A 14,290-nucleotide genomic window follows, 5' to 3' on the forward strand; every position below is an offset into this window, starting at 1 on the left:
GACCGGTTACGGCCAGTGGGAGTACCAGTACAGCCTCAACAACTCTGAAGGCGGCACCGATTATAACAACGGCAACAAAACCCGTCTGGGCTTTGCCGGTCTGAAATTCGGCCAGTATGGCTCGTTCGACTACGGTCGCAACTACGGCGTACTTTATGACGTAGAAGCCTGGACCGACGTATTCCCGGAATTCGGCGGCGACGGTACGGCGCGTGCTGACAACTTTATGACGCAGCGCGCTACCGGCGTAGCCACCTATCGCAACAACAATTTCTTCGGTCTGGTTGATGGCCTGCGCTTTGCGCTGCAGTACCAGGGCCGCAATGACGCCAACGGCGGCAACGCACGTACTGAAACCAGCCGTCAGAACGGCGACGGCTACGGCGCGTCACTGGGCTACACCATTGGCGATACCGGCATCAGCCTGATGTCGGCGATTACCTCGTCCGACCGCACCAACCTGCAGCAGACGAACGCTTACGGACATGGCGACCGCGCGGACTCCTGGGGCGCTGGCGTGAAGTATGACGCCAACAGCGTCTACCTGGCGGCGATCTACACCGAAACCCGCAATATGACCCCGTTCAACGGCATCGACCGCGTAACGGGCCAGCGGGCCGTAGGCGCAGCGAACAAAGCGCAGAACATCGAGCTGGTGGCGCAGTATCAGTTTGATTTCGGCCTGCGTCCGTCACTGGGCTACGTTCAGACCAAAGGCAAAGATATCGAAAACGGTATCGGCGATGCGGATCTGGTGAAATATATCGACGTGGGCGCCACCTACTACTTCAACAAAAACATGTCAGCGTTCGTGGATTACAAAATCAACCAGCTGGACGACGACAACCGTCTGAGCCTGAACAACGACGACGTGGTTGCTGTAGGCATGACTTACCAGTTCTAACCCTCTGACGCCGCCGCGAAGCGACGCGCGACGGCGACAGTGCTTTCCCCTCAATGTGTCTGTAAATAAGGGCCGCCTCATCAGCGGCCCTTTCTTTTTGTCGCTTGAGTCGCGGCGATCAGAACGACCAGCGTACCCCGGCATTGTAGCGCCAGCCCTTCACGCCGTTGCCGTCAATCTCTTTGCGGTAATCCGCCTCGGCATAGAGCGAAACGTCGCTGCGAAAGCGGGTCGTGCCCCCGATGCCGACATCCCACGTCTGACCGAACTTACCGCTGTTAAAGTCCTGGCTGATAGCGCTCTCCGCCGAGCCGACTTTTACCTTCGACCCGCCGCCCCAGCCGCGCGTATAGCTGGCGCGCAGATAAGGCGTATATTCGCGCTGCGCATCGTCCTGCCAGGTGCGATCCAGCCGCGCGCCAAGACGGCCGATAGTCTGGTCGTTGTCGTCAAACGCCACGTCAACGCCATCCTTATCGCGAGTGTCATCGAACTTCAGACGCATCCAGGTCAGCTGCGCCTGCGGCTCCAGACGTACGCCGTTGGCGAAGATAAAGGGATAGCCCGACTCCAGCGAGGCGCTCCAGCCGTCGCCCTTCACTTTCCCGACCTCTTTTTGCCGCGCGATATCGGTATCGCCGCGGTGCCAGCTCCAGCTCAGCGAGCCGTCGAGATAGAACCCGCTGTCGCGCTGCCAGGTGCCGTAGAACGAGACGCTGTCGCTGTCGAAGGTCGTGGAGCTAAAGCCGTCGGCCGCGTGCGGACGAATGCGCGTATTGCCGCGCGTATAGGCCACGCCGCCGCGCAGGCTGTCGCTCTCCCCGTCCAGCTGCAGCAGGTTGCCGCCGAGCTGCACCGCGCTGTAGTCGATATCGGCGTCAAAGCCGTAGTCGCTAACGTCGCGATTGCTCATATAGGTCAGGTTCGAACCGAGATAGCGCAGGAAGAGTTCGCCGCCCGCGCCGCTGCGTTCACCGTCGCGCAGCTCGCCGAGACGCTTATGCAGATCGTCGGTGATCGCCTGGGTGTACCAGGCGAGGCCCACCGGCGCGGAGAGGTATGAGGGCACCTGCGGCGCTAACGCCGGACGCACCGCCGGCGATGTCGCGCGCCCCGCCTGCGGCTGACAAAGCGAGCCATCCTCGCACACGTAGCGGCTGGCGAGCCGGTAATCCCAGCCCTGGCCGCTGCTGTCAGGCGCAAAAGCGTAGAGCCCGTACTGCCAGGGACCGGCGACGAGGTAGCCCCTTTTCAGCGCGAAGCTGTCATCGCTGGCGCTGCCAGAGACCTGCGCCAGCGAGATCCCTTCGCTGCTGTCGATAACGCCGTCGCCGTTAGCGTCGCTCTGCGCTACGGCGCTGCTGGCGCTCAGCCGATCCTCAATCAGCGTGGTGCTGGTGACGTTGCCGTTTACCCGCAGCGCGTCGCTCTGACCGCCTGCGCCGTTAAGCCGGGTCGCGAGCTTAAGCGTGCCGCCGAGCGACGCCAGCGTGCCGTCAATCGTAAGCAGGTTACTGGCCGAGCCGCCGCTGCTCAGATCGAGCGTACCGGCGTTGTTTACCACCAGCGAGTCATTGGTCGCGCCCGCCAGCAGCGGATTAACGTTATTTCCGGCAAACAGCGTGGAGTCGCGATCGATATTAATCGTGCTGTGTGCCAGTTTAAGGTTGTCGGTCAGCGTCCACTGCGTTTTATAGAAGTTGAGCGTGCTCCAGCCCGCGCCGAGGTTAACCCCTTTGCTGAGATCGTCGCGGCTGAACGAGCCGCCGCTGGCGTCGATGTTGCTGAAGCTGAGCGTACTGCCCACGCCGCCCGCAGTGGTGATATGGCGGGTATTCGCCAGGCTAACGTTCTCTATCAGCGCCTGATTATTCTCGCCGCTGCCCATGGTCAGGCTGCCGTTGAGGGTGCCGCCGGTAACGGCAAGGGTATCGCTGCCGTTGCCGGTATCGACATCGCCAACCACGCTGCCGCCGATAAAAGCGAGCCTGTCGCTGGTCGCGCCGCCCGCCACGATAGGGGTATCGGGATCGACCGCGCTGATATCGCCCTGGTTGATAAACAACGACTGGCCGCCGCGCAGATCGATAACCGGTGCCACGCGGCTGTAGGAGATAATGGAGCCGCGGTTGATCACTTCGCTGGCGGTGCGGGTGACAATGGCCGAGCCGCCCTCCTCACTGGCGATGGCGATAAAGCCATCGGAGAAGACCCGGCCGGTGGTGTTGGCGTGAATGCCGTCGCCGCTGCCGTTGACGATAATCTGATAGCCTGGCGGCACCACCAGATCGTGAGTGGTAGTCGAACCATCCTCATTCTGAAACAGATAGCCTGTCGCCCCTTCAAGAATGGAAAGATAGGCTTTGCCGCCATAGTCGAAGGAGGTGGCGGAGCGTATGCCTGCACCATTGATGGCGATGATATAGGCATTATTCAGCGCAATATTCGCGGTTTCGGCGCGGTTATTGATGGCGCTGCCGCCGCCCTCGGCGCTCAGGGTAATTTCGCTTGCCTGTAAACCGGCCGCGCCGCGATCCAGCAAGACCGTATCCGCGCCGCCGCGGGCCCAGATACCGCTGCGGAAAAACTGATCCCCCTGAATATCCAGCGTGGCGTTTTCCCCGACGCGCGCGCCAGCGATGCCGCCGTCCACCTGCACCGTCCCGTTATAAGGCTGATAAATGCCTGCTCCCTGGCTGACGTCAATGCCTACGCCGGATGCCACACTGATCCAGACGTTGTTGATGGCGCGGCCGCCGTTCAACAGCCGCACGCCGGTATTGTTTTCGCCGGAAAGCAGAATAGTGCCGTTGTTCATGACCGTTGCGCCGTTGCTTGCCTGCAACGCGGTGGCGTTTTTGCCGCTGCCGATGATGTTGCCGTTGCTGAACACCACGCCGTCGCCATTCTCGCTGATGGCGCCGATGCTGTTTTCGCCGTTCAGCCACACATCGCCTAAATCTCCGTAGGCGCCGTTTGAGGCGCGCAGCGCTACCGCACCCTTACCGTTAACAAAATAGGTCTCATTGTCATACAGGGTGGCGGAGCCGGACATCTTCACCCCGGTGGTATTGGCGCCGCTCAGCGTGATCTCCCCAAGGCGCTGCAGCGAAAGAATGGCGCCGTCGCCCAGCTGGTAGAGCGTTGAACCCTCGGTAGAGACATCCTGGTTGCTGCCGTAGGCATAGATAATGCCGCCGCCCTCCACCACCCGCCAGGCGGTCTGGTTGGGATCGTGAAACACGACGTTGGTCTGCTGACCAAGCACGAGTGTGCCGCCGTTGAGCGCCTCGCCCGCCAGCGCGTTGCCGCCGTAGAGATTAACCGTACCGTTCTGCTCAATACGCGCCGCGTCACCCGAGGCATACAGGCCGGTGGTAGGGAAAAAACCGTCCGCGCTGCCTGCCGTCACGTTCAGCGTACCGCTGCTGGTAATAGCGGTGCCGCCGCCAGGGGAGTCAAACGAGTAACCTGACGCAAAGAGCGCTACAGCACCGTCGCTGACGCTGATATTGCCGCTGTTAACCGCCTGGCCGCTGATGAGTGCCTGGATGCCGTAGCTCTGGTCGCCGCGCAGGTTAATATCGCCGGTATTGGTCAGCGCCCCGCGATACTGAGCGATCAGACCAATCTGCTGATTGCCCTGCCCATTGATGGCCGCATGGTTGACGAGGGTGGAAGCGAAGGGCTGATCGAAGCTGTTGGTGATGTAGCGCGTCAGGTTGTAGTAATTGCCGTCTACCACCGCCGCCGTCGCGCCGCCCACGTTCAGGTTAAGCTGCGTCGCCGCATCGATAGTGGCCTGCGCGCCGCCCTCAATGCGCAGACCGGTCGAGGTGTTGCCGATGTTAAATGTCGCGCCGTGGGTGTTGACTACCGAGCCTTCGCCAACGGCCTCAATGCCGGTCGAGAAGGCCGCGCCCGGCGCGATAGTCAGGCCTGCGCCGTCAAAGTCCGCGCCGTCCTGATAGCGAAAGATAGTGGCATACCAGTCGTCGGAACCGGTGGCATAGTTGCCCGCTTTCGGCAGGGCGATCCTGGCTTCTGGCCCTATGGCCAGAAAGCCCATCTGATATTGCCCGCTGCCGCCCAGCTGCGGCACCGCGTCGGCGGTAAGATCCACCGTCGACCTGCCCTCGGCACGAATGCCGATGGCGCCGCTGCCCTGCAGGGCGATCGGCCCGCTCAGGGTGGCGGAGGCAACGCCGCTGCCCTGTCCGTTGACCCATACCGCCGTGTTGAAGCTGCCGTTCAGGGTATCGGCGCGGCCGGTGACGTTAATCGCGCCGCTGGAAAAGGCGCTGGCGCGCTCGCCGTCGCTGGCGATGACCTTGATGCCGGTGCCGCCGTCGCCGTTGAGGTTGATGGTGCCGGTGTTGCCCACCAGCCCGCCGCTGCCGGCATTGATCGCCAGCAGGCCGACGTTTTCTGCCGGTCTGAACTGCGCCCGGCCGTTGATATCAATAGTGCCGTTGTTAAGCGCAACTGCTTCAGGGCCATCCTCGACGCGCATCGCTACGCCGTTCTGCACTTTGCTGCCGAGCACGATGCGTCCGTCGTTAATGACCGTCGAGTTAAGCGACTGAGAAATGGCGCTGACGCCGCCGCTCTGGTTAATCGCCACATCTTCGGTGGCATCGCCTTTATCATTCTGCGGCGTGCGGCCAACGTAGATAACGCCGCCCGCACCGTTGATAAAGCTGGCGTTGTCGGTATTGAGCACCACGCCAGCGCTGCTGCGGCTGCCGGTGGCGTCCACCACGCCGATATTCATATTGCCGTTGTTGATCCCCAGCGCATCGCTTAGCCGCAGCGCGCTGCTGGCGTCGCCCTCTTGCGTGATGGCGTAATTCAGCACGCCGTTGTTGATAAAGCGGCTGCCGTCGGTGGCCAGCACCGTGGTGCCGCTGTAGCCCAGCGTTGCAGGATCCACGCCGCTGCCGTCGGGGTTGTTAAAGAAGCCGCCGTTGATAACACCATTGTTGACGCCGCGGCTGCCGGAGAGGCGCAGCGCCGTGTTCTCATGGGCCGCCGATCCGCTGGCCGCCAGCTTGCCATCAATCGTCGCTTTTGCGCCGTTGGTAGCGCGCACCGCGCCGCCGTCCGAGTCCACCACTTCCAGCGTCGCCCCCTTCTGCACCGAGACACTGGCGCCGGGGCCGTCCGCGCTCAGCACTACGCGCTCGCCTACCGGCTGCGTTACCTCGTCGTTGTACTCATCGGCGTCGATCACGTAGGCGATGGGCGCGCTGTAGAGAGAGAGCGCTTTGTTGAATTCGGCATTGTAGCTGCCAGCGCTGAGGTTGCCGCTCTGCAGCTGCTCAATCAGCCAGTCGTTGTACCGCTGCAGATCGCTCAGGCTGGTGACGTTGAACTCACGGCTGTTGCCGTCCAGCGTGGTCACGTTGAAAGGGCCGCTGTACTGGGCGACGTTATCGACCCAGTACGCCAGATTGTAGGTATATTCCGTTGCCGAGCCGGTAAAGGCGATGCGGTTGTCAGACTGCCAGTTCATCGCGCCGCTGCCGCTGGCGGTAAACAACTGACTCTGTTTCGCTGCCATGCTCCAGCCGTTGGTGGCGGCGGTGGTCGCCGCACCGTCGACGCCGATATCGACATTGATGACGCCGTTGCTCACCTGCGCCACGCGGGTATTGATATATTGCTGTCCGTTGACGTTGTAGTAGTTGGGCAGCTCGCTGGCGGGCGTCACCGAGGCGAGCGCGCTGATATTCGCCGTATTAAAGACCTGCAACTGATTATTTCCGCTGCCGTTGACGTCAGGCACGCTAATCACATAATTTTGCGCGCCGAACGTCAGCCGATCCGCGCCAATAACATTGTCATCGGAAATAATTCTGCCGCTACTTAATAATTCGCCGATGGTAATACGGCCGCCGCCATCCTCGCCCGGCTGAAAGCGTTGAATACCGCTCAGGGTTTGCGTCGTTCCATTACAGACGCAAAATACGCCTGCTTTATTGTCATTTAATAAGGGTGAAAAAGGTTTTAACGTGGCGGCGTGACTAAAAGTAACGGGGAAAAACAGCCCGGGCGCAGCGGCCAGGCTTAATAATATGGGATTTAATTTAAACAAAACGTTTTCCTCCAGAGAGACAGCGCAGGACCACCCAGACTTTTAGGCGTCCGGGTTGGCATTGTTTTTATAGCGAGAACAAACGGAGAAAAGCCGCGACAAAGGCAATCGCGCTGGCTGTTATCACACCATTTCGTCAGGAAAACGTCTACAAAGCGTCAGTGCGATCGGCCTCAATAAAATGAGAATAAGAATTATGCTGTGCCGCACTCTGTTTTATCTGGACCGATTATTTTAAGTGGCCACGTTGATTACAAAGGTTTTATAAAGCGGAGTTAGTTAATAACCATAATCAAATAAGCAGAGAGAATGTTTTTAATGCGGAGACGTCTGAAATATAAAAAGGAGTAGTTAGCCAGGATATTGCAGAGCGACGAAGAAATATAAACGTAGCGGAAGTTCAGAATAATGCAGAACAGGCATAGCCAAAAAATCGGGCTATGCCTGCCGTTTAAGGTTCAGCAGCGTCAGGCGCTGAGTTTGACCGGCTGTTCGTCGAAGCCGCTGGCAGGCGTCAGCCCCAGATTCAGCTCCTGCAGCATCGCTTTCAGACGGGTGTGGAAGTTACGCAGCGTCTCTTCCACCTTCTGATTATTCTCTTTCCCCTTGATATTTGCGACAGACCAGTCGCCATCTTTATCGAACAGGCCGATATGATAGACGTAGGTAAAATGGTCCTGTTGCGCTTCCAGCTCCATCCACCAGCCCCAGAACTCTCGGCTTTCCGGCGCGGGTTTGACATTGACGCAGGCGGCCAGGCAGTCGAAAAAGAACCGCGTTTCTTCACATTTCCCTTCGCGGATATACGGTCCCAGCTCGGTGAAGCGCTTAAGCAGGCGACTACGGGGGTGACCACTCGGTAACGTCATGCTAATTCTCCATAAGTTTGACCGTTAGTATTAAAGCAAACCGCAGTGAATTTGCCAGCTACTGTTGTAACCGCTTTGCCAGCCAGTCGCAAACCTGATTCAGGGCGCGCTCAAAATTCGCCAGCGCCGGTCTGGCGGCAATCGGCAGCAGTTTGCCATCGGCGGAGGAGTTGGCGATCAGCCGCGCATCCTCTTCCGGGCCGAAAGGATCGCCCGGCCAGTAGCCTGCGAGCATCGGCGTCGGCGTGCGGCGTCCCAGCAGCCCCTGCACTTTGAGCGAGTAGCGATTAAGCTCGGTGCGCAGCGCGCTGTCGCTGGTAAAGGCCATGCCGAGGCGGCTGGCGAGCATATCCATATACATATCCGGAATAGCGTCCTGCTGCTGCGCGCTGGTCAGCAGGCTGTGCACCATCGGGCCCAGCGTTGCTACGGCGCGCAGGCGCGGCGCCTCCAGATAGGCCAGACGCACCGCGACGTTGGCGCCGAAGCGATAGCCGAACGCCGCCACGCGCTGGTGATCGATCCAGGGCACGTTCGCCAGTTCGCGCAGCACCTGCTGATGCAGAAAGCTGGTGTCCTGGCTGAGCCGCCACTTTATGGAGAAGCCCACCGAGGGCATATCCAGCGTCAGCATGGCGATGCCGCGCGGCGCCAGGTAGTCATGAAACAGCCGGTAGTGGTCGCTTTGCAGCGAATCGAGGCCGCCGCACAGCAGCACGACAGGATAAGGCGCCGACGCGTTGGGCGGCATATGAAGAAAGCCGGTGATCGGACTGCCGCCTTCGATATTGAAGCTGAGCGCTTTAAGCTCGCCGGGCAGACGGCGCGTCGCCTCTTCATAGGCGCGATTCGCCAGCGTCTGCGCCTGATCCGCCAGCTCATCTCCTTTGATATAGGGATAGGCAGCCAGGCTAAAAAGGTGCGAGGCGCGCAGCCAGTGTTCCCCGGCGCGGCTGTCGTCGCCCTCTTCCTGAGCGCGCTGCTGCCAGAGGCCCGCCTGCTTCGACCACTCAAACGCCCAGTTGCCGCTGCGAAAGCCGATCACGGTATCGAGCAGCGCGTCGTCGGTATGGCGCTGGTCGCTGATGGCGATACGCGCCAGCACTTCGCTGATCTCCTGCGGCGGCACGCCGCGCCATGTCCACATCAGCTTATTGAGCATGCGATACCAGCCGTGTTGGCTGCTGCCGTCCAGCGTCGCTTCGACGTCTACGGCGGCATGATGCTGACGATGCACCAGCGATGAGGTTTCGGGATAGTTGTAGTGCGGCTTGAACAGCTCTTCGCTGAGGTTTTTGCTCGACATACTCGGTTCTCCTGACGACCCTGGCAGAGGCTAAGTGTACTGTAGGGTCAGGAACAGCGCGAGGCGCAAAAGAGCGCAAAGCCCGAGCGCGGCGGCAGGTAGCGTGGCGTTTAGCCAGCTTACGACAAAAAGCACAACGCCCGGCAAGCCGGGCGTTGTCAGAAGTGGCGGATCAGGCGCCTTTAACGATAGGCGGAATGTACATCACGCCCATGTCCCACGGCTGCTCAATCCAGGTATTCTGAGGGATATCAACCACGTAATCGTCTACCAGCGGACGGCCTGCCGGTTTAGCGAAGATAGTGACGAAGTGCGCTTTAGGGTACATCTCACGGATCGCCTGCGCGGTGCCGCCGGTATCGACCAGATCGTCAATAACGATAAAGCCTTCGCCGTCGCCTTCTGCGCGCTTGAGGACTTTCATCTCGCGCTGATGGTCGTGGTCGTAGCTGGAGATGCAGACGGTATCGACATAGCGGATGCCCAGCTCGCGCGCCAGCAGCGAAGCAGGCACCAGGCCACCGCGGCTGACTGCAATAATGCCTTTCCACTGTTCAACAGGAAGCAGGCGCTGAGCCAGTTTGCGGGCATGAATCTGCAGCATGTCCCAGGTAACGACGTATTTTTCACTCATGAATAGCGATCCCAGCCAACTTAATCGGCTTAAATAATGTGCAACGGGAAAAAGGTTGCGCGAGATTATAAGGATCCTCAGCGCTAAAAACCAGCATCCGAACCACCGGTTGCGGGTTTTTAGCGCGCCTGAGTACGCACCCGGCAATAACAGTGATATTCTCAGCCTCATCACGTCAGATCCGCTGACGGCGACCATTCACTGGAAACTCGCGCACACCGGCCTGGCCGGCGCACTGACACAGGAGACCTGTCGTGTCTGAATTGTCTCAGCTTTCTCCCCAACCGCTGTGGGATATCTTCGCCAAAATCTGCTCCATTCCGCACCCCTCTTTTCATGAAGAAGCGCTGGCCACCTATATTGTCGGCTGGGCAAAAGAGCAGGGTTTCTGGGTCGAACGCGACGCGGTCGGCAATATCCTGATCCGCAAACCCGCTACCGCCGGCATGGAAAACCGCACGCCGGTAGCGCTGCAGGCGCACCTCGATATGGTGCCGCAGAAAAACAACGACACCGCGCATGACTTCACCAAAGATCCGATTCAGCCCTATATCGACGGCGAATGGGTGAAGGCGCGCGGCACTACGCTGGGCGCCGATAACGGCATCGGCATGGCCTCCGCGCTGGCGGTGCTGGCCGACAGCAGCCTGACTCACGGCCCGCTGGAAGTACTGCTCACCATGACCGAAGAGACCGGCATGGACGGCGCTTTCGGTCTGCAGCCGAACTGGCTTCAGGCTGAGATTCTGATCAACACCGACTCGGAAGAGGAAGGTGAGATCTATATGGGCTGCGCGGGCGGCATCGACTTTATCACCACGCTGCCGCTGACGCGCGAAGCGGTGCCCGCTGATTTCCAGACGCTGAAGCTGACCCTGAAAGGGCTGCGCGGCGGCCACTCCGGCGCGGATATCCATATGGGTCTCGGCAACGCCAACAAGCTGCTGGCGCGCTTCCTCGCCGCGCACGCTGCCGAGCTAGACCTGCGTCTGATTGACTTTACCGGCGGCACGTTGCGCAACGCCATTCCGCGCGAGGCCTTCGCCACGCTGGCAGTAGAGAGCCACAAAGCCGACGCGCTGAAAGCGGCAGCGGCGCACTTCCTGTTGGCGCTGCAAAACGAACACGGCGTCAAAGAGAAGAATATCAACGTCGTCACCGAGCCGCTGGCGCATCAGGGCGACGCGCTGAGCGCGGAGAGCCGCGACCGCTTCCTTAACCTGCTGAACAGCACGCCGAACGGCGTTATCCGCAACTCGGACGTGGCGAAAGGCGTGGTGGAAACCTCGCTTAACGTCGGCGTCGTCACGATGGATCACGACAAGGCGGAGATTAACTGCCTGATCCGTTCGCTGATCGATACCGGCCGCGACTACGTGGTGCAGATGCTGACCTCGCTCGGCCAGCTGGCTGGCGCGCAGACTAAGCCGAAAGGCGGTTATCCGGGCTGGCAGCCTGACGCAAACTCACCGATTATGGCGCTGACCCGTCAGACCTATATCGCGCTGTTCGACAAAACGCCGAATATTCAGGTGATCCACGCCGGTCTTGAGTGCGGCCTGTTCAAGAAGCCTTATCCGAACATGGATATGGTCTCTATCGGCCCCACCATCACCGGTCCGCACTCGCCGGACGAACAGGTGCATATTGAGAGCGTCGGCCTTTACTGGAAACTGCTCACGACCTTGCTGAATGCGATTCCAGAAAAGTAAGCGCACGACCGCGTAACAAACCAGGCTCCGGCCTGGTTTTTTTATATCTGCGCGTCAGACCAGCATAAAACACCGCGTTATTTTCATTCCCCACTGTAAAAAACCAGCGTTGCCTGGCGCACCAGCTTTAGCCGCCAAACTATCCAGATGTCTGGATGGCTAATAAGTTTTCGTGCTAGCTTATGCGCTTTCGGCTGTTGCCGCGCCTGAAACTTCAGGAAAAAATTGCGGCCAGCCAGTGACAGGGGAGCTTCAGCTGATGAGTGCGTTAAACCGCCTTGAGATGCGTAATATCTCGATCGCATTCGGCGGATTCGCTGCGTTGACGCAGGTGAATTTTGTCGCGGACGGCCGCTCGGTACACGCCCTGACCGGCGCCAACGGCGCGGGCAAGTCAACGCTGATGGCGGTGCTGTCAGGCGCGCACAGCCACTACAGCGGTGAAATCTGGCTTGACGGCGTCCCGGTCTCGATACGCAGCCCGCGCGACGCAAAACAGCTCGGCATTCATCTGGTGCAGCAGGAGGTTGACGTCGCGCTGGTGCCCCAGCTCAGCGTGGCAGAGAACATTCTGCTGGATCGGCTGGCGGAGCCGGGACACGGCTTCCGCTGGCGCGCCATCCGCCGCCAGGCGCGCGCCCTGCTGGCGCAGCTGGAAGTAAACCTCGACGTGAATCGCCTGGTGGAACGCTGCACCCTGGCGGAGAAGCAGCAAATTTTGCTGGCGCGCGCGCTGTCGCACCACTGTCGTTTTCTTATTCTCGACGAACCCACCGCCCCGCTCGATCGGCACGAGAGCGAACGGCTCTTCGCCGTGGTGCGCCGTCTGCAAAGCAGCGGCATCGGCGTGGTGTTTATCTCGCACCGCATCCACGAGCTGAAAGCGATCTGTGACCGGCTGACGGTGCTGCGCGACGGCCGCCTGATCGAGAGCGGCCCGATGGCGGCGCTCAGCGGCGAGCAGATCGTCGAAAAGATGCTCGGCCATGAGCTGACCGATATCTATCCCCCGCGTCGCCCCGCTCGCCCCCAGCCGCTGCTGCTGGCGGTAGAAGGGCTGCACGACGATCGGCTGCTGCAGGATATTTCGCTGCGGCTGCACAAAGGCGAAATCCTCGGCATCGCCGGGCTGGCGGGTGCGGGTAAAACCGAGCTGTGCAAGGCGCTGTTCGGCGCCAGCAAAAGCCGCGTGACGCGCGGCGAGATACACGGCAAACCCTGGCGGCCGCGTTCGCCGCACGATTCGGTGCGCCAGCGCATGGCGCTGGTGCCGGAAGAGCGGCGCAAGGAAGGAATTTTTATCGACGAGCCGGTGTCGATGAATCTCAGCGTCAGCGCCGACAGCAGCTTTTCGCGCTGGGGGCTGTTCGGCCACCGTCACGCGTGGCGCTGGGCGGAAGAGATTATCCAGCGTCTGAACGTGCGCACCACCGGCCCGGCGCAGTCGCTGCGCCGTCTCTCCGGCGGCAATCAGCAAAAGATCGCCATCGGCAAGTGGCTGCGCAGCCACGCTGAGGTGCTGATCTTCGATGAGCCGACCAAAGGGGTCGACATTAAGGCAAAAACCGAACTGTTCCGGCTCATCAGCGGGCTGGCGCAGGAAGGCAAAGGCGTTATCTACGCCTCCGGCGAGTTTTCTGAACTGGTTGGTCTTTGCGATCGAATTTGCGTGCTCTGGGACGGGCGCATCGTGGCCGAGCTGGATGCGCGAGCGGCCACCGAAGAGACGCTTCTGCTTTATTCCACTGGAGGAACCCCTGCGTGAGCAGCAAAGATATTTCCCTGACCGCGGCGTCAACGCCGCTGCGCCATCGACTGTTCGATTTCCTCTATAAGTGGGGCATGCTGATCACGGTCGCTCTCCTGATTGCCGGCTTTGGCCTCGCCTCTGACAGCTTTCTGGAACCGAATAACATCATCAATATCCTGCGCGCTATCGCCATTGTCACGGTGATCGCCGTAGGCGTCTCGGTGTCGCTTACCGTCGGCGGCTTTGACCTGTCGGTCGGTTCTACCGCCTCGCTGGCCAACGCGCTGGTGATCTCGCTCTTTGTCTGGTACGGCCTGAACACCGCCGAGGCGATAGCGATCACCCTGGCGCTCTGTACGCTCATCGGCCTGTTCAACGCCTTCCTGATCGTCATTCTGCGCATTCCCGATATGCTGGCGACCCTCGCCACGCTGTTTATTATCCAGGGCGTGGCGATGACCTACAGCTTCGGCGGCTCCATCACGGAAAACATGGTAATGCCGAACGGCGATATGGCGGAAGGCACCATCCCGGCGGGCTTCGGCCTGCTCGGTCAGGTGCCGGTGATCGTAATTGTTATGCTGGTGGTGACGGTAGTGGCGCAGCTGGCGCTCTCGCTGACCACTCATGGCCGCCGCATGTATGCGCTGGGCGGCAATCCGGAGGCGGCGCGCCTTTCCGGTATCCGCACCACGCGCTACCGCGTGCTGGCCTACGTTATCGCCTCGCTGCTGGCGGGACTGGGCGGCATTCTGCTGGCGTCGCGCATCGGCTCATCGCAGGTCAACGCGGGCGGCGGATACCTGATGGACGCCGTAGCGGCCGCCTGGATCGGCCTGTCGCTGGCTGGTTCCGGCAAGCCTAACGCGCTGGGCACGCTGGTGGGCGCAGTGCTGCTCGGCGTGCTGCAAAACGGGCTGGTGATGCTCTCCGTTCCCTAGTACGCCATGGACATTATTAAAGGACTGGTGCTGGCTCTGGCACTGGCGATGACCTACGTTCAGCGCCGCTAACGCTG

At 60.6% G+C, this 14,290-nt stretch carries 7 protein-coding genes and 1 pseudogene; 4 read left to right on the forward strand and 4 right to left on the reverse strand.

Translation table 11 applies throughout. The features are described 5' to 3' along the window. Positions 1 to 904, forward strand: a 904-nt coding sequence (locus tag B3797_RS05930; RefSeq protein ID WP_311790622.1) for a porin, incomplete at its 5' end; no start/stop codon positions are given. 118 nt (positions 905 to 1,022) lie between these two features. Here the strand turns inward: B3797_RS05930 and B3797_RS05935 are convergent. From B3797_RS05935 to gpt, 4 genes are all read right to left on the reverse strand, one after another. Further along, positions 1,023 to 7,001, reverse strand: a complete 5,979-nt coding sequence (locus tag B3797_RS05935; RefSeq protein ID WP_311790623.1) for an autotransporter outer membrane beta-barrel domain-containing protein — start codon at positions 6,999 to 7,001, stop codon at positions 1,023 to 1,025. Positions 7,002 to 7,468: 467 nt separating this feature from the next. Continuing rightward, on the reverse strand, positions 7,469 to 7,870 hold the full coding sequence (crl, locus tag B3797_RS05940) for a sigma factor-binding protein Crl (protein ID WP_120451196.1): 402 nt from the start codon (positions 7,868 to 7,870) through the stop codon (positions 7,469 to 7,471). Positions 7,871 to 7,928: 58 nt separating this feature from the next. After that, a complete protein-coding gene (gene frsA, locus B3797_RS05945; protein WP_311790624.1) occupies positions 7,929 to 9,176 on the reverse strand; it encodes an esterase FrsA in 1,248 nt (415 codons plus the stop codon). Positions 9,177 to 9,348: 172 nt separating this feature from the next. Then, entirely contained in the window at positions 9,349 to 9,810 is a 462-nt protein-coding gene (gpt, locus tag B3797_RS05950) for a xanthine phosphoribosyltransferase (protein WP_258576248.1), read from the reverse strand. 254 nt (positions 9,811 to 10,064) lie between these two features. On the opposite strand from gpt, the gene pepD reads away from it, so the two are divergent. The 3 genes and pseudogenes from pepD (at position 10,065) to B3797_RS05965 (ending at position 14,285) form a co-directional block, all read left to right on the forward strand. Beyond that, the gene (pepD, locus tag B3797_RS05955) at positions 10,065 to 11,522 is read left to right on the forward strand and encodes a beta-Ala-His dipeptidase (RefSeq protein ID WP_311782166.1); all 1,458 of its coding nucleotides are present in this window, start codon (positions 10,065 to 10,067) and stop codon (positions 11,520 to 11,522) included. A gap of 259 nt (positions 11,523 to 11,781) precedes the next feature. After that, positions 11,782 to 13,287, forward strand: coding sequence for a sugar ABC transporter ATP-binding protein (locus tag B3797_RS05960; protein ID WP_311790625.1), 1,506 nt, complete (start codon positions 11,782 to 11,784; stop codon positions 13,285 to 13,287). Next, positions 13,284 to 14,285 (forward strand): annotated as a pseudogene (locus B3797_RS05965) (ABC transporter permease). The gene B3797_RS05960 and the pseudogene B3797_RS05965 overlap by 4 nt, the downstream one beginning before the upstream one ends. Positions 14,286 to 14,290: the final 5 nt, after the last annotated feature.

The organism is Pantoea sp. UBA5923, from assembly GCF_002431095.1.
Taxonomy (GTDB): Bacteria; Pseudomonadota; Gammaproteobacteria; order Enterobacterales; family Enterobacteriaceae; genus Pantoea; species Pantoea piersonii.